This is a genomic window from Streptomyces sp. Ru72, assembly GCF_002920635.1.
GTDB lineage: Bacteria > Actinomycetota > Actinomycetes > Streptomycetales > Streptomycetaceae > Streptomyces.
In genome coordinates, this window is the sequence record NZ_PQSR01000139.1 from 1 (window position 1) to 15,952 (window position 15,952).

A 15,952-nucleotide genomic window follows, 5' to 3' on the forward strand; every position below is an offset into this window, starting at 1 on the left:
ACGGCCGCCGCCGGTGCCCTGGCGTCGTCCTCCAGGGCGGCGAGGATGTCGCGGTCGATGTCGTCCAGCGGCCCCGCCGTGGCGGCTCCCGGTGGCCGCCGGAGTGTCAGCGCGGCACGCTCGGCGTCACTGAGGACGTCGTGGCGCCAGTCCTGGGCCTCCGCGAACACGTGCAGGACGGTGTCCGCCGCCACGGAGGTGACGGCCCGGGTGGCGGGCAGTTCCCGGAAGACCAGGTGGTCCCGGGTGCCGGGCCGGGTCCAGCAGACGGCGAGGATCTCGTCCCCGGACGCGGAGACGTCGATGAACGGGACGTCGGGACGGGCCGCGAGCGCGGCGGTGAGCGCGTCGAGCCTGCTGCCGATCACCCGGATCCGCAGCAACAGCGCGCCGACGGGGTCCGGCCGGGCGGGCAGGCCGATCACCCGGCAGACGCCGTCTGCGATGAGGGCCTGCCAGCGCCGGTGGACGGTGCGCGGGCTCATCCGGAGGACCTCACCGGCCCGCTCGGCGGTCAGCCGTCCGTCGCACTGCAGCGCCGCGATCAGCCGCTGGTCGCGGCCGTCGAGTACGGGATCAGCCGGTTCAGCAGCCATGAGTGGCAGTATCGCTCATCGACACACCGGGGAGGGACCTGGGATGACCGGCAGCGCGGAGGATCGACGCGTCGAACCGATTCCCGCCCCGAGGAGCCGAAGATGACGTACCAGGACCTGCTCGCCCCCATGGCCGCCGCCGTGGAGGAGGTGGGCGCGCTGCTGTCGGCGACCCCGCGCCCCGCCCCCGCCACCTCCCGCGACGGACTCGCCGTGGCCTTCGACGCGTTGGAGGAGCCGGCGGTCGCCGTGATGCGGCGGCACCTGGACGCGCTGCGGCCCGGCGTCGCCTGGGCGGACGAGTTGGACGGCCTCGCCCCGCTGCCCGACGGCGAGGTGTGGATGGTCGACTGTGTCGACGGCGCGGTGCAGTTCCTGCAGGACCTGCCGCAGTTCTGTGTGAGCCTGGCGCTGGTCCGGGACGGCGAGCCGGTGGCGGCCGCCCTGCACGCGCCGCTGCTGGGTGAGACCTACCTGGCGTCGCTCGGCGGTGGCGCCACCCGCGACGGGCGGCCGATCGCCCCGTCGGCCAAGAGCGATCCGGCCGCCGCCGTCGTGGCCGGCAGCCATCCCCCGTTCATCGGCCGGCAGCCGAAGGCGGCCGAGGAGGCCGGACGCTCGCTGGCCGCCCTGCTGCCTCACGTGGGTGCCGTGCGCAATCTGGGTCCCACCTCGTGGCAGATCGCCGACACGGGGGCCGGACGCCTCGACGCCTTCTGGCAGTTCGGCCGTGACGCCGCCAACCTGCTGCCGGGCGCGCTGGTGGCCCGTGAGGCGGGCGCGCTGGTCACCGATGCCGACGGCCGCCCGTGGACCGCGGAGTCCGACAGCTTCCTGGTGGCACCGGAGGGGCTCCACGAGCGGCTGGTGGAGATGCTCGGCCACCGTGGCCGGTAGAAACGGGCGGTGGCCCCGGAATCACCGGGGCCACCGCTCATGTGCGCGCGTTCCGGATCAGGCGTCGGCGCGCTCCCTGCGGCGCAGGGTGAGGAAGGTGCCGGTGGCGCCGGCCGCGACGAGGGCGCCCGCCGCGATGCCCACCGGGAGGGCGGGGAACGACGAGGCGTCCGTGCTGGCGGCCGTGTTCTGCATCGCCGGGCCGGGGGTGATGCTGGTGGCGACGGCCTTCACCGGGTGGATCGGACCGACCGACTGCACCGAGCCGTCCCTGTTCAGCAGCACCTGCTTGTTGTTGGGGTGCCGGAAGTCGAACATGCCCGCGAGCGAGCCGGCGGTGGCGTCGAAGGAGTGGTCACCGATCCGGCCGGTGTGCCAGTTGTCCTCGATGAACCGGATGATCGAGGACTGGTCGGTCTGCGTGTGGTCGACCTTGTCGACCTTGCTGTACGGGGAGACCACGAGCAGCGGCTGACGGGTGCCGGGGCCGCAGCGGTCCTGGTAGCCGCCGGACGCGGCCGGGCCCGCCTGGCAGGCCGGGCTGTCGGTGGCCTTGCCGTTGGAGCCCGTCGAGGTGTCCGTGGAGCCGTTGCGCGGCGTGGCGTACGCGTGGTCGTACCAGCCGTCGGAGTCGTCGTAGGCGATGACGACGGCCGTGGACTTCCACTGCGGCGACTTCTGGATGGCGTTGATCTCGCTCACGAGGAAGTGCTGTTCGTCGATCGGGTCCGAGTAACCCGCGTGACCGTCCTGGTACTCGGCGGCCTTGAGGAAGCTGACCGCCGGCAGCTTGCCCGCCTTCAGGGCCGCGTCGAAGTCGGTCAGGTCGTAGTTGTGGTTCGCCTGCCCGTTGTGGCCGATCTCGTCGACGCTCTTCGGCGGCAGGTGGTGCGGGTTGGACGTCGACTTGTAGTACTCGAACGGCGAGTGGTGCGGGCTGTAGTCGACGACGGCGGCACCGCCGACGTTGGTGTGCGTGGTGTCGCACTTGGCGTAGTCGCCCTGCTTGCCGTCCCACGCGGTGGACGGACGGAAGCCGCCCTGGAACCAACCCCAGGTGATTTTCTTGGAGTTGAGCACGTCACCGATGTTCTGGCCCTGCATCGCGGCGAGCGCGTTCTTGCTGGTGTGGTCCTTGCCGGAGCAGTCGTCGTAGGCCGGGTCCGGGTCGTTGACCATCGTGCCGACGCCGTTCGCGTCCGGCGACTGGACGGCGTACGAGTCCGGCGTCGAGGTCTGCTTGGGGTTCTCGGTGCCGGTCGCGGGGTCCACGGAGATAACGCCGTGCGTCTGGCCGGAGACGAGGTTGAGCGCGCCGGGGGTCGACGGGCCGTAGTTCGAGCTGTAGGAACGGTCGTTGAGGGCGTAGTGCTGGGCGTAGTTCCACAGCCCGGTCACCGTGTTGCCGTCGTAGTAGTCCATGACCAGGCCCGGCTCGCCGAACAGGTTGCCGGAGCACTTGCCGGAGTCGGTGTTCTGGACGAACTGGTCGTTCTTGCCGCCGTTGTACGCGTACTGCTCGGGCCCGTAGGCGTGGTTCTGGTCGCAGGTCATGGCCTGGGACGGGGTGAGCCGCTTGGGCGCGTACTGGTTGGGGTTCTTCGTCAGCAGCCCGGCGTTCGCCAGGGTGTCGATGTCCTTCGGGGTCTTCTTCGACGCCGTGAACTTCGTGCCGTCGGTGTTCGCGGCCTTCGGGTAGGTCGCGAAGTAGTGGTCGAAGGAGATGTTCTCGTCGAAGAGGACGACCACGTGCTTGATGGGCGTGGCCGTCGAGGAGCGGGTCCCGTGGCCGTCCGGCGCCGCCGCCCGGGCGGGCGCGCCGGCCCCCAGGGCCGTGAGCGCGGCGGCGCCCGCGAGCGCGCCGAGGCTCCTCATCGTTGCTCGTCTACCTCTGCTGGCCATGCTGGTTCACCTTCCGGGCACGAACGTGATTGCGCCATACGGTCAGGGATGCTCTGCTCAACGAACGGCACGATGCTGGAGGCACGGTGGCGCCCAAGTGAACACCGGGTCAGGGAAGCCAAGGGAAGACTTGACCTCCTGTTGACCCGGCGAAGGCCCGTCCACGTTCAGGACGTTCCGGCCAGCAGTGCACGTCCGTACCAGTCACCGCTGTCCCGCACACCGGGCAGCGCGAAGAAGTAGCCGCCGCCGAATGGCTTGATGTAGTCGGTGAGGGGTTCGCCCGCGAGGCGGCGTTGCACGGTCTCGAACTGCCGGGCGAGGTCCTGCTGGTAGCAGCAGAACAGCAGCCCCATGTCGAGGTTGCCGTTGCCGTCCAGGCCCGCGTCGTAGTTGTAGGCACGGCGCAGGATCCGCTGGTCGGCCGTGACCGCCGTGCGCGGGTTGGCCAGGCGTATGTGGGAGTCCAGCGGAATGACGTCGCCCTTGGGGTCGCCCGCGTAGTCGGGTGTGTCGTGCTCCGCGTTCCCGTCCAGGGGAGCGCCGGTCTCCCGGGACCGGCCGAACATCCGCTCCTGCTCGGTGAGGGAGACCCGGTCCCAGAACTCCACGAGCATGCGGATCAGCCGGACGACCTGGTAGCTGCCGCGGACGGCCCAGTCCGGTTCACCCAGGCCGGGGCCCACCCACACCAGGCGGTTCATCTCGCGGGCGTCGCTGGGGTCGGGGTTGGCCGTGCCGTCCCTGAAGCCCATCAGGTTGCGCGGTGTGCCCGACGGGCGGGGCGGGCTGGAGAAGCCGTCGAGGCGCCAGCGGACCTGCAGGCCGCCGCGGGTGTGCCGGGCGATGTCGCGCAGGGCGTGCAACACGGTGTCCGGGTCGTCGGCGTGCAGTTGGAGGCTGAGGTCGCCGTGGCACCACTCGGGTCTGAGGTCGTCGTCGGGGAAGGACGGCATCGCCGTCAGCCTGCGCGGTCGGTGACCGGAGAGGCCGAAGCGGTCGTCGAAGAGGGACGCGCCGACGCCGACGGTCACCGCCAGCGCACCGGAGGGCAGCCGCTCGCCGAGGATGCCGGAGTCGGCGGGCGGGCCGGTGATGCCGACCGGCGAGGGCGTGCCACCCGAGGTGAGGAAGCGGGCCCGGGCGGTGAGGGTGCGCAGGAGGTCGACGAGGTCGGCGCGGTCCTGGGCGGTCACGTCGAGCGCCGCGAACGCGGTGACCCGGCGCGGGGCGGCGAGCACCGACTGCTGGTGGGATCCGTGGAACGGCGCGACGGGCGACACACTCGCGCCACCGGTGGCGGCCGGGGCCGCCGCGCCGCCCGCCGCGAGCCCGGCGCCCGCGAGGGCCGCACCGCGCAGCAAGCCACGCCGCCCGACCCCGCTGGTCTCCACGGACGCGCTCATACCGTCCTCCGCGGGTCGCAGAGTGTCGCCACCGAGGCGAGGCGCTCGACCAGGTCGTCGAGGACCGCGTCGGCCTGTTCGCGCTGCGAGCGGTCCAGGCGGTCGAGCGGCGTCCAGCTCTCCTCGTGGTGGAAGCCGTCGAGCGTGTGCTGGGCGCGGTCCAGTTCCCGGTCGAGGCCGGGCAGGTCCGGGTACCGGGTGGTGAGCAGGGGGCGCAGCCGGGACAGCACGGCGCGGGTGCCGTCGAGGTTGGCGCGGGCGGTGGCGAGGTTGCTGCCGCTGCCGTAGTCGGTCCGCCCGGTCAGCTCGAACTGCACGGTGTTCTCCAGGATCTCGTGTGCCCTCAGGCCCAGCTGCGCTGGGTCCATACGGGCCTGCGCCCAGCTGTCGCGCAGCGCGGTGACCGCCTTGACCAGGGCGCCCGCCGGAGCGCGCAGGGCAGCGGCCGTCCGGCCGTGCCACAGGCCGTACTCGATGCGGTGGAAACCGGTGAAGGACGGGTCGTGGACGCCCCCGGCGAGCCCCGCGTCCGTTCCGTTGATCTGCTTGTCGGCGTCACCGAAGGCGTCGTACGCCGCGCCCAGCCGCTCGTACTCCAGGTGCGCGGGAAGCCAGGCGGCCCTGGCTCCCTCGAGGTCGCCGCGGTCGATGGCGTCGTTCAGCCGTCCGGTCAGCCGTACGACCTGGTCCAGACCGCCCGCGACCCACTTCTGGTAGTCGATCGCCAGGGGGATCAGGTCGTGCTCGGTGACCGGGGCCGCCGCGGGACCGGACCGTCCCGAGGTGATGCGGACGGTGGGGCCGGTGACCGCGTCGGCGTCGTCGGGCAGACAGGTGAACGCGTACGTGCCCTTGCCGAGGCGCACGGTCAACGCCCGGGTCGTGCCCGGGGCCAGGCCCTCCATCTCCCCGTAGACGGCCCTGGTGCGGGCGTCCTCGAGGTAGACCTCGGCGGGGCCGCTGGAGGTGTTGTGCAGATCGAAGACCTGCAGGCCGGGGACCGGCCGGTCCCAGCCCCGTCCGCAGCCGCTCGGTGACACCTCGACGGTGGTGTGCGGCAGCCCGTCGTCGGCGGCGGCCCGCGCGTGCCGGGCTCCGCCGAGAGTCGTGACCAGCAGCGCCGTCGCCAGGACGAGGGTGAGGAGAGCTCCGCACGCGGCCCAGAGTCGGGCCCGCCGGGATGCGAGGCCGGGCACCGGCATTCTGCTCCGCGCCTCCCCGGACGACGTGCGAACGTACCGACGCGCCCGGGTGGCGGGCGCTCTCACTGCTGTCAGGCAGCACCGTACGCCCGAACGGCCCCGCGGCAGGGGCGGATACCAAGAGTTCCGCCAGGGTTCACCGGGTGCTCACCGCTCGCGGTCGTCGTCAGCCCTGCGGACCGCTTCACCGTGCCACGGACCCGTGCCCTTCGTACGCTGGTGCCCTCGGGGCATGTCACGGAGGTCTGCGATGCCCCGGAGCATCTGGTCGGGAGCGATCAGCTTCGGCCTGGTCACGATTCCGGTCAACGTGGTGCCCGCGACCGAGGACCACAGCGTGCGCTTCCACCAGTACCACTTGGAGGACATGGGCCGGGTCCGGGTGCGCAAGTACTGCGAGCTGGAGGACCGGGAGGTTCCGCCCGAGGAGATCGGCAAGGGCTACGAGCTGTCCAGGGACCGGGTCGTGCCCGTGCTCGACGAGGAGCTGCGTGAGCTGCCGTTGCCGACTGCGAAGGCCATCGAGATCGCCGCGTTCGTGCCGGCCGGGTCGATCGACCCGCTGCGCATCGGCGAGGGCTACTACCTGCAGGCGTCCGGCACGGTCGCCGCGAAGCCGTACGCGCTGCTGCGCAAGGCGCTGGAGCGGACGTCGAAGGTCGCGGTGGCGAAGTTCGCCTGGCACGGGCGGGAGAGGCTCGGGCTGCTGAGGGTGCGGGACGAGGCGATCGTGCTGCACGCGATGCGGTGGCCCGACGAGATCCGCGACCCGGAGGAGCTGGCTCCGCAGCAGGTCCGGCTCTCCGACGACGAGATCACCGAGGCGGAACACCTGATCGACCGTATGACCCGTGAGGACCTCGAGGGCCCCGACTTCGTCGACCACTACACCGAAGCGCTCGAGCAGGTGATCGAGGCACGGCGTGAGGGGCAGGCGCCGCCCGAGATGCCGGAGCCGGAGGCGGGGCCCGGCAGGGTGCTGGATCTGATGACCGCGCTCCAGGCGTCCGTGGCCCAGGCGAAGGCCTCCCGCGGCGAGGGCACGGAGGCCGAGGTCCACGAGCTGCCGAAGAAGAAGGCCACCGCCGGCAGGGCGGCGAAGAAGGAGCCCGCCGAGAAGACCGCGGCGAAGAAGACGGCAGGCAAGAAGACCACGAAGAAGACCACGAAGAAGACCGCGGCGAAGGCCACCCCGAAGGCCGGGGCCGCCGCGCGGAAGGACACCGCACAGAAGGATGCCGCGGCCGAAGGGGCCGCGGCGAGGAAGACCGGGGAGAAGAGGACGGCCCGTCGGCCGCGCAGCGCCTAGGCACGGGCGCGGCCGACGGGGCCACCGCACATCCGGGTCGTCCACGACGCCGACCTGGGGGAAGCTGGAACTGCGGCCACTCGTTCATCCAGGGGCACACCATGGCGTTCCACGCGATATCCAAGCGGCACCCTCCGCACCTGCCGGCGCACCTGCTCTCCCCCGCCGACCTGGCGACGGAGAACGAGCGGCTGCACGAGGAGAACGCGCAGCTGCGGCAGGCGGTGACCTCCCACGCCACCATCGACCAGGCCATGGGCGCCGTGGTCGTGCTGGGGCGGATCGCGCCGGAGGAGGCATGGCGCGTGCTGCGCGACGTCTCCCAGCACACCAACACCAAGCTGCGGGTCGTGGCGGAGCACATCCTGAGGTTCGCGCAGGGTGACGCCCTGCCCGATCCGGAGCTGAACCAGTTGCGGCAGGCACTCAGCCGGTACGAGATCCGCTCCCGCGCCGACCGGCCCGACGGGTGAACCGCCGGCCGGTCAGTCCTTCTCTCCGCGCCCCGAGAGGGCGTCGCGGACACGGTCCACCAGTCCGGCGCCGGGAGCGAGCAGCTTGTTGGCCGGCGGCTTGTCCGGGGCGGAGGGGTGCGGACGGGTCGGTGCCGTCTTCTTCGCCCGCCGGACCTTGTCGCCCAGCTCGTCGAGGGCTTCGGCGGACGCCGTCTCGCTCAGCCTCGGGAAGAGGTTCCCCTCCTCGTCGGCCACATGGGACCGGATCTCGGTCATGAGCATCCCGATGAGCCGGTCGAACTCCGGGGCGTCGGCCTCATGGCGCTCCAGATCCTTCATGATCTGCTCGGCCTTGGCGTGGTCCTCGAGCTCCTTGTCGGCCACCGCGTCCCCGTCGGGCAGGAACTGCCGTACGGCCGGGTAGAGGTAGGCCTCCTCGGCCACCGAGTGACGCACGAGCTCCATGACGGCCTGATCGGCGTACACCTTGCGGTTCTTGTCACCGGGCGGCAGTGCCTCGATCCGGCCGAAGAGCTCCTCCACTTCCCGATGGTCGGTCATCAGCTCGTTGATGACGTTCCCTCCATGTCCCATGTCCAACGCCTCCTTGTGGATTCGGCTGGATACGACGACCCCATGAGGGCTCGCCCGGCACACCGGGTGCCCCCGTCGACGGGCGGATAACCGGGGTATCGTGCCAGGTCCCTGTCCTCTCGGCTCACGATCCGGTCGGCGCCGGGCGACGCGGTGGCCCTGATCGCGGTCGCCGGAATCCTCCTCCTGGCCACCCCCCTGCTGCTCCCGCGCCGCGAGACCGTGCCCGGGAGCACAAGGGAACGGGCTGCGACCCCCACATGACACGGGCGCGTTGCCGGACGACGGCTCCGGGTACTCGGCGCGCATGAACGACAAGCACCGCAACCACGGCAGTGACGAGCGGCGGACGGCCGAGCAGGCCGCCCGGGAGCAGCGCGAGGCAGAGGAACAGCGCGCCGCTTCGCGTCCGTTCGAGTACCCCTACCCGGAGCGCCGGGCAGGTGTCAGGGCCCGGCGCAACGTGAGGGAAGAGGACGCGGACGCCGACATGGCGCCCGGTGTCCCCGGCGGCTACGGCACCACCGGTGGCGGCCGGCCGGGCGGAACGGGGGCGGCCCGTCCGCCCCGGCCTTCCCGGCAGCAGCGCGGGGAGGGCGAGGGCGACACGCTGGAGCCCTGACGGTGTCCACTGAGAGGACGACGCCACCGCCGGTGCCCGCCGGCGGTGGCGTCGTCTTCCGGTGCTCACACGCGTCGAGCATGTGCCGGTGTGGCTCAGGTGCGGCCCGACGATCCGGTGATCGCGTCCTTCACCCGGTCGACCATGGACGCGAAGGGACCGGTCAGCAGCTGGGCGGCGGGCGATCCCGCAGCGGTGGGGTGGGGGTGGGTCGGTGCCACCTTCTCGACCATCTGCAGCCTCGCCCCCAGGCCCTTGAGCTGTTCCTCGTCGCAACCGCGCCGCACTGCGGGGAACTCCTCCTGCTCCTCGTGCTCGGCGTGGTCGATGACGGACTTCTCGAAGGCGGCGAACTTGGCGTCGAACTCGGCGCTGGTGACGTCCATCTTCTCCAGCTCGGCGAGGACCTTGTTGGCTTCCTCCTCCTCGTGGTTGCGGGCGTCGGCCTCGTCGTCACCGGCCGTCTTCTTCGCGGTGGGGCGCAGGATCAGCTCCTCCGCCGTCTCGTGCACCGCCAGCAGCGCCCTCAGCTCGTCGAACGTCTGCTTCTTCTGCTCGCCCTGCGCGCTCTTCACGTCGTCGAACAGGTCTCGGATACGTGCGTGCTGCTCCAGCAGGACGCGGACCACGTCGCCTTCCGGAAGCCTCGCCGCCTCCTTGCGTTCCATCGTCGCATTGCTCACGGCACTGCCCTCCTCTGAGCGTCGTTCACTGGGCGGGTAACCTCAACTCACCAGGACAAACAGAACAAACAGGGCATAGGAGCCTCCCCGTATGTGCTCCGTCTCGCCGCCCCGTGAGGCGGAACGGCAGGCGTTGTGACGCGCCTCTTGACCAGCCGCGATCAGGGGAAGATCGTGTGACCGGGGCGGACCGGCACGCAGGAGGCGCCGTGACAAGCACATCAGCACAGCCGCGGGTGCCGGGCCTGGAGATCCGCTCCATCGACTACGTCCCCCTCGACGAACGCCACGGCAAGCTGTGGCACCTCGGGCCGCTGTGGTTCATGTCGAACGCGCAGATCGCCACGCTGGCGGTGGGCCTGATCAGCATCACCGAGGGCGGCAACCTCATCTGGTCCCTGATCGCGATCGTGGCGGGGACCGTCGTCGGCACCTTCTTCATGGCCTTCCACTCGGCTCAGGGCCCGCAGCTGGGGCTGCCCCAGATGATCCAGTCGCGGCCCCAGTTCGGCTATGTCGGTGCCCTTCTGGTGTGGCTCTTCGCCTACCTGCAGTACGCCGGGTTCAACGTCTTCAACACCATCCTCGCCGGGGACGCCCTGCACACCACGCTCCACGGAGGTGTCGACCTGTGGGTGGGCGTGGTCACCGTCGTCGCCTTCCTCGTCGCACTGGTGGGCTATGACGTCATCCACCGGGCCGAGCAGGTGCTGACGTACACCTTCCTGGTCGTCTTCGGGATCTTCACGGTGGGGATCCTGGTCACCCTGCACTACCCGCCGGGCTCCTTCGACCTCGGCGCCTTCCGGTGGACGCCGTTCCTCGCCCAGTTCGGTGTGGTGGCCGGCTACCAGATCAGCTGGGCCATCTACGTCTCGGACTACTCGCGGTACCTTCCACCGGACGTGACGGTCCGCAAGACCTTCTACTGGACCTACTTCGGTTCGGCGCTCGGCGGCATCTGGCTGATGGTGCTCGGGACGCTGCTCGCCGCCTGGGCGGGCAAGGACTTCGACACCATCCGCTCGATCGACGCCGCGGGCGACAAGGTGTTCAACGGATTCGGCGCGATCGTGCTGCTGTTCGCCGCGCTGGGGCTGGTGTCGGTCACCGCGCTGAACATGTACGGCGGGTCGCTGACGCTCATCAGCGCCATCGACTCCTTCAGGAGGGTGCGCCCGACGCTCGCGGTGCGGCTGGTGACCATCGGACTGACCGCGGCGCTCTCCCTGATCGGCGCACTGTCCGCGACGTCCAACTTCCTTCAGAACTTCAACAACTTTCTGCTGCTGGTGCTCTACCTGTTCATCCCGTGGACCGCGGTCAACCTCATGGACTACTACGTGGTGCGTCGCGGCCACTACGCCATCGCCGAGATCTTCAATCCGCGCGGGGTCTACGGGCGCTGGGGGTGGCACGGCATCATCGCGTACCTGGTCGGGTTCGCCGCCATGGTGCCGTTCTTCTCCGTCGCGAACCTCTACGTCGGGCCCGCGGCCGAGACGCTCGGCGGAGCCGACATCTCCCTGTTCGTCGGACTGCCGGTGGCCGCGCTGCTGTACTGGCTGCTGACCCGGTCCATCGATGTGGAGGCCGAGCGGCGACTGGCCGAGGCGGAGGCCGCGGAACTGGAGCGAGCGGCACACGAGCACCGCTGACCGTAGGCCTGTCCTCGGATCAGCTCATACGGCGGTCACGACCAGCGCGGCCTGGTCGTCCCGTGAGATGTCGTGCGTGAACGCGGCGACGGCGGTGGTGACGGACTCCAGCAGGGCTGCGGCGGTGGGCGGAACGCTGGCCAGCGTGTCGGCCAGCCGTTCCTCACCGAACAGCTCGCCCTCCGGGGACCGCGCCTCGGTGATGCCGTCCGTGACGAGGACCAGACCGTCACCCGGGTGCAGGTCGACGCACACCGGCGAGCCCACACCGTCCCAGCCGAGCCCCAGCAGCAGGCCGGGCGGCACGAGCCGCTCGACGGCGCCGCCCGCGCGGCGCACGAGGGGCGGCACATGGCCGGCGCGCATCAGGGTCACCGCCTGTCCGGCGGTGCTGTGCCGCAGTTCGCCGTAGACGAGTGACACGAACAGGTCCTGGCCCTCGGTGTGCTCCGCCAGAGCGTCGTTGATCGCGGCGACCACGGCCACGGGGTCGCGCAGCAGACGGGCGACAGCGCGTGCCGTGTGCCGGACCATACCGGTCGTGGTGGCGGCCACCGCTCCGTGACCGCACACGTCGCCGATCATGACGGCCCAGCGGTCGCCGGGCAGCGGGAAGACGTCGTAGAAGTCGCCGCCGACGTCGAGACCCTCGCCGGCCGGATGGTAGGAGGCCGCCAGGGCCGCACCCGGCACCTGCGGCAGTTTCGGCGGCAGCAGCCCGGCCTGGAGGTCGTGCGCGAGCCGCACCCGGTGCGTGAACTGGCGGGCGTTGTCCGCGCTCAGGGCCGCCCGGCCGGCCAGCTCCTCGGCCAGTGCGACGACGTGGCCGTCCCAGTCCCGGTCGACGGCCAGCAGCGCCAGGGCGCCGAACGTGCGTCCTCGGGCCGTGAGCGGTACGCACAGGTAACCGGCGCCGCGCCCGCCGGGCTCTGTGCCGGGGCGGACCTCGATGAAGCCGGTCTCCGTCGTACCGGAGGACAGCACGCGGGCGACCACGCGGTCCACCCCCTCGCACCACTCCGGGGCCACGAGCAGCGCCTCGTGCGCCGGGGTCGCGGCCGCGGAGGCGATCCGGCTGTGGTGGCAGCCGTCGGCCACGTAGACGGCGCACAGCGGCGCCAGGCCCGGGACCGTCAGCTGGGCCAGACGCCGCAGGCTGTTCGCGTAGTGCTGCTCGCGCGCGATGGCGGTGCTCGCCTCCAGGACGAAGGCCAGGTCATCACGGGCCGAACTCTCACGCTGCCGCGCGGCCCGGCCCGCCGCCACGGCCTGGTGCCGCTCGATGGCCAGCGCCGCGATGCGCGTGAAGGCGGCCCCGAGCGCCATGTCCTTCAGTTCCGGGATCTTCGGCGTCCGGTGGTACATGGCGAACGTGCCCAGCAGCCGCCCGTCCGTGCTCAGGATCGGGGTGGACCAGCAGGCCCCGACCCCCGCCCGTTTCGCCAGCTCGCGGTACTCCGCCCACAGCGGATCGGTGGCGATGTCGGTGCAGACCACCGGGGCGCGCCGGTACGCGGTGGTACCGCAGGATCCCTCGCCCTCGCCGATCGGGACCCCGTCGATCGCCTCGTTGTAGAAGTCGGGCAGGCTCGGGCCGGTGCCGTGCCGCAGCCGCCGGCCGTCGTCGTCGACGAGCAGCACCGAGACGAGCATTCCCGGGGAGAAGTCCTCGATCGTCCTGGCCATGCCGGTGAGGATCTCCTGCAGCGGGGCCTCGCGCGCGATCTGCTCCAGCAGGGCGCGCTGCTCCGCCGCCAGCAGCTGTGTGTCCCGGTACGCGGTGGTGTCCATGGCGATCACCACGACCCCGTCGACCCTCCCCCGGGCGTCCCGCCGGGGCTCGTAGGTGAGGTCGAAGATCCTCTCCTGTTCCGCCCCCGGCTCCCCGAGGACCAGCCGTTTGTCCCGGGTGCGGTGGGAGACGCCGGTTCGATACACCTCCCGGATGCGGGTGATCACGCCCTGCAGAGCCGCGTCGGGCATCAGCTCGACGATCGGCACGCCGATCCGCCTCCGGCCGCCGCAGACGATGTCGAAGAACGCCGGGTTCGCGGTCTCCACGACGTGCCCGGGACCGCTCAGGGACGCGAAGATCACCGGGGCCGGTCCGAACAGGTCCGCGTCCGGCGGCCACTGGGGGGAGAGCATGGTCGCGCCGGGCGGTGCTGGGACATCGGGCCTTATGGGCATGACCGGGTCCCCTTTCCGCCGTCCACTTCCAGACAATTTATACGTCTTTTCAGTGGAATTTCAGGGTTGGGCGGATTTTAGTGTCATTCGGAGATGGGCGGGTTGTGCGGTGCGCACAAACGGACGACGCCCGGGCCGGCCGTGCGGGCCTGCCCGGGCGTCGTGATCGGAGCGATCAGACGAGGTCGAACCGGTCGAGGTTCATGACCTTGTCCCACGCCGCGACGAAGTCCTTGACGAACTTCTCCTTCGCGTCGTCACTGGCGTAGACCTCCGCGAGCGCGCGCAGCTCGGAGTTCGAGCCGAAGACGAGGTCGACCCGGCTGCCGGCCCACTTCAGCTCGCCGGTGGCGGCGTCGCGGCCCTCGAACGTGGTCTGGTCCTCGGAGGTCGCCTTCCACGTCGTGCCCAGGTCGAGCAGGTTGACGAAGAAGTCGTTGGTGAGGACGCCGGGCGTCTTGGTGAGGACACCGAGCTGCGAACCCTGGTGGTTGGCGCCGAGGACGCGCAGACCGCCGACGAGCACGGTCGTCTCGGGGGCGCTCAGGGTGAGCAGGTTCGCCTTGTCGAGCAGCAGGTACTCGCCCGGCAGGCGGTTGCCCTTGCCCAGGTAGTTGCGGAAGCCGTCCGCCGTCGGCTCCAGCGCCTCGAAGGACTCGACGTCGGTGTGCTCCTCGCCCGCGTCCACGCGGCCCGGGGTGAAGGGCACCTCGACCTCGAAGCCGGCTTCCTTGGCGGCCTTCTCCACGGCGGCGGCACCGCCGAGGACGATGAGGTCGGCCAGGGAGACCTGCTTGGCGCCGGAGGAGGCGTTGAACTCCTGCTGGACGCCCTCGAGGACGCGCAGCACCTGGGCGAGCTGGTCCGGGTCGTTGACCTCCCAGCCGCGCTGGGGGGCGAGGCGGATGCGGGCGCCGTTGGCGCCGCCGCGCTTGTCGCTGCCGCGGAAGGTGGAGGCGGACGCCCAGGCGGTGGTGACCAGCTGGGACACCGTGAGGCCGGAGTCGAGCAGCTTGGTCTTCAGGGTCGCGATGTCCGCGTCGTCGATCAGCTCACCCTGGCGCTGGGGCAGCGGGTCCTGCCACAGCAGGGTCTCCTCCGGGACCTCCGGGCCGAGGTACAGCGACTTCGGGCCCATGTCGCGGTGGGTGAGCTTGTACCAGGCGCGGGCGAAGGCGTCCGCGAATTCCTCCGGGTTCTCGTAGAACCGGCGGGAGATCGGCTCGTAGATCGGGTCGAAGCGCAGCGACAGGTCGGTGGTGAGCATCCGCGGGCGGTGCCTCTTCGACGGGTCGTGAGCGTCCGGGATGATCTCCGGGGCGTCCTTGGCCACCCACTGGTGGGCGCCGGCCGGGCTCTGCTCGAGCTCGTACTCGTACTCGAAGAGGTTCTTGAAGAACCCGTTGCTCCACTGGGTCGGCGTGGCGGTCCAGGTGACCTCCAGGCCGGACGTGATGGCGTCCGCGCCCTTGCCGGTGCCGTAGGTGCTCTTCCAGCCCAGGCCCTGCTCCTCCAGCGAGGCGGCCTCGGGGTCGGCGCCGACGTGGTCCGCCGGACCCGCACCGTGGGTCTTGCCGAAGGTGTGGCCGCCGGCGATCAGGGCGACGGTCTCCTCGTCGTTCATCGCCATACGGCGGAACGTCTCACGGATGTCGCGGGCCGCGGCGATCGGGTCCGGGTTGCCGTTCGGACCCTCCGGGTTGACGTAGATGAGGCCCATCTGGACGGCGCCGAGCGGGTTCTCCAGCTCGCGGTCGCCCGTGTAGCGCTGGTCGTCGAGCCAGGTGGTCTCGGGACCCCAGTAGACGTCCTCCTCCGGCTCCCAGACGTCCTCGCGGCCGCCACCGAAGCCGAACGGCTTGAATCCCATCTGCTCCAGGGCGACGTTGCCGGTGAGGATCATGAGGTCGGCCCAGGAGATGCTCTGGCCGTACTTCTTCTTGACCGGCCACAGCAGACGGCGGGCCTTGTCGAGGTTGCCGTTGTCCGGCCAGCTGTTGAGCGGGGCGAAGCGCTGCTGGCCGGCGCCGGCGCCACCGCGGCCGTCGCTGATGCGGTAGGTGCCCGCACTGTGCCAGGCCATACGGATCATCAGCGGGCCGTAGTTGCCGAAGTCGGCGGGCCACCAGTCCTGCGAAGTGGTCAGCACCTCGGCGATGTCCCGCTTCACCGCCTGCAGGTCGAGGGACTTGAACGCCTCGGCATAGTCGAACTCCTCACCGAGGGGATTGGCCACGGCGGGATTCTTGGCGAGGATCTTCAGGTTGAGCCGCTCCGGCCACCACTGGCGGTTGCCGCCGCCCTGCGTCGGGTGCAGGGCGCGCCCGTGCGCGACGGGGCAGCCGCCCCCGACCTCCGTCTTCGGGTCTGTGACGACTGCGTCGTGGTTCTCGGTCATGGCAATCCTTCCGGATAACAGCGGATCACGGTGCTCAGGA

At 71.0% G+C, this 15,952-nt stretch carries 13 protein-coding genes; 5 read left to right on the plus strand and 8 right to left on the minus strand.

The window, feature by feature from the left end; genetic code table 11:
* Positions 1–596: AsnC family transcriptional regulator (locus tag C3488_RS36045; RefSeq protein ID WP_146067996.1), on the minus strand; the 596-nt coding region annotated here is incomplete at its 3' end.
* A gap of 102 nt (positions 597–698) precedes the next feature.
* Here C3488_RS36045 and C3488_RS36050 point away from each other — a divergent pair.
* Positions 699–1,493 carry an inositol monophosphatase family protein gene (locus tag C3488_RS36050; protein ID WP_103845087.1) on the plus strand — a complete coding sequence of 265 codons (795 nt, stop codon included), beginning with the start codon at positions 699–701 and terminating at the stop codon, positions 1,491–1,493.
* A gap of 57 nt (positions 1,494–1,550) precedes the next feature.
* On the opposite strand, the gene C3488_RS36055 is transcribed toward C3488_RS36050, so the two are convergent.
* From C3488_RS36055 to C3488_RS36065, 3 genes are all read right to left on the minus strand, one after another.
* A complete protein-coding gene (locus C3488_RS36055) occupies positions 1,551–3,395 on the minus strand; it encodes a phospholipase C (RefSeq protein WP_258053860.1) in 1,845 nt (614 codons plus the stop codon).
* A gap of 167 nt (positions 3,396–3,562) precedes the next feature.
* The gene (gene efeB, locus C3488_RS36060) at positions 3,563–4,801 is read right to left on the minus strand and encodes an iron uptake transporter deferrochelatase/peroxidase subunit (RefSeq protein WP_103845089.1); all 1,239 of its coding nucleotides are present in this window, start codon (positions 4,799–4,801) and stop codon (positions 3,563–3,565) included.
* A complete protein-coding gene (locus C3488_RS36065) occupies positions 4,798–6,003 on the minus strand; it encodes an EfeM/EfeO family lipoprotein (RefSeq protein WP_103845090.1) in 1,206 nt (401 codons plus the stop codon). The genes efeB and C3488_RS36065 overlap by 4 nt, the downstream gene beginning before the upstream one ends.
* 250 nt (positions 6,004–6,253) lie before the next feature.
* Between C3488_RS36065 and C3488_RS36070 the strand changes: the two genes are divergently transcribed.
* Entirely contained in the window at positions 6,254–7,312 is a 1,059-nt protein-coding gene (locus C3488_RS36070; RefSeq protein WP_103845091.1) for a Ku protein, read from the plus strand.
* Between the two features lie 101 nt (positions 7,313–7,413).
* Positions 7,414–7,785, plus strand: coding sequence for an ANTAR domain-containing protein (locus C3488_RS36075; protein ID WP_103845092.1), 372 nt, complete (start codon positions 7,414–7,416; stop codon positions 7,783–7,785).
* A gap of 12 nt (positions 7,786–7,797) precedes the next feature.
* On the opposite strand, the gene C3488_RS36080 is transcribed toward C3488_RS36075, so the two are convergent.
* Positions 7,798–8,361, minus strand: coding sequence for a hemerythrin domain-containing protein (locus C3488_RS36080; protein WP_103845093.1), 564 nt, complete (start codon positions 8,359–8,361; stop codon positions 7,798–7,800).
* 307 nt (positions 8,362–8,668) lie between these two features.
* Here C3488_RS36080 and C3488_RS36085 point away from each other — a divergent pair, with 307 nt between their 5' ends.
* On the plus strand, positions 8,669–8,983 hold the full coding sequence (locus tag C3488_RS36085; protein WP_146067997.1) for a hypothetical protein: 315 nt from the start codon (positions 8,669–8,671) through the stop codon (positions 8,981–8,983).
* Positions 8,984–9,078: 95 nt separating this feature from the next.
* On the opposite strand, the gene C3488_RS36090 is transcribed toward C3488_RS36085, so the two are convergent.
* Entirely contained in the window at positions 9,079–9,666 is a 588-nt protein-coding gene (locus C3488_RS36090; RefSeq protein WP_103845095.1) for a hemerythrin domain-containing protein, read from the minus strand.
* 209 nt (positions 9,667–9,875) lie between these two features.
* Here C3488_RS36090 and C3488_RS36095 point away from each other — a divergent pair, with 209 nt between their 5' ends.
* A complete protein-coding gene (locus C3488_RS36095; RefSeq protein WP_258053861.1) occupies positions 9,876–11,324 on the plus strand; it encodes a cytosine permease in 1,449 nt (482 codons plus the stop codon).
* A gap of 24 nt (positions 11,325–11,348) precedes the next feature.
* On the opposite strand, the gene C3488_RS36100 is transcribed toward C3488_RS36095, so the two are convergent.
* Together C3488_RS36100 and katG are read right to left on the minus strand one after the other, a co-directional pair.
* Positions 11,349–13,514: a SpoIIE family protein phosphatase gene (locus C3488_RS36100; protein ID WP_103845097.1), complete on the minus strand. Its 2,166-nt coding sequence runs from the start codon at positions 13,512–13,514 to the stop codon at positions 11,349–11,351.
* 175 nt (positions 13,515–13,689) lie between these two features.
* The gene (gene katG, locus C3488_RS36105) at positions 13,690–15,912 is read right to left on the minus strand and encodes a catalase/peroxidase HPI (RefSeq protein WP_103845098.1); all 2,223 of its coding nucleotides are present in this window, start codon (positions 15,910–15,912) and stop codon (positions 13,690–13,692) included.
* Positions 15,913–15,952 lie beyond the last annotated feature (40 nt).

What these genes read in the sequence shown, in the direction of transcription:
- C3488_RS36050 (WP_103845087.1), top strand. Translation starts at nt 699, where the DNA reads ATGACGTACCAGGACCTGCTCGCCCCCATGGCCGCCGCCGTGGAGGAG.
- C3488_RS36055 (WP_258053860.1), bottom strand. Translation starts at nt 3,395, where the DNA reads ATGGCCAGCAGAGGTAGACGAGCAACGATGAGGAGCCTCGGCGCGCTC.
- efeB (WP_103845089.1), bottom strand. Translation starts at nt 4,801, where the DNA reads ATGAGCGCGTCCGTGGAGACCAGCGGGGTCGGGCGGCGTGGCTTGCTG.
- C3488_RS36065 (WP_103845090.1), bottom strand. Translation starts at nt 6,003, where the DNA reads ATGCCGGTGCCCGGCCTCGCATCCCGGCGGGCCCGACTCTGGGCCGCG.
- C3488_RS36070 (WP_103845091.1), top strand. Translation starts at nt 6,254, where the DNA reads ATGCCCCGGAGCATCTGGTCGGGAGCGATCAGCTTCGGCCTGGTCACG.
- C3488_RS36075 (WP_103845092.1), top strand. Translation starts at nt 7,414, where the DNA reads ATGGCGTTCCACGCGATATCCAAGCGGCACCCTCCGCACCTGCCGGCG.
- C3488_RS36080 (WP_103845093.1), bottom strand. Translation starts at nt 8,361, where the DNA reads ATGGGACATGGAGGGAACGTCATCAACGAGCTGATGACCGACCATCGG.
- C3488_RS36085 (WP_146067997.1), top strand. Translation starts at nt 8,669, where the DNA reads ATGAACGACAAGCACCGCAACCACGGCAGTGACGAGCGGCGGACGGCC.
- C3488_RS36100 (WP_103845097.1), bottom strand. Translation starts at nt 13,514, where the DNA reads ATGCCCATAAGGCCCGATGTCCCAGCACCGCCCGGCGCGACCATGCTC.
- katG (WP_103845098.1), bottom strand. Translation starts at nt 15,912, where the DNA reads ATGACCGAGAACCACGACGCAGTCGTCACAGACCCGAAGACGGAGGTC.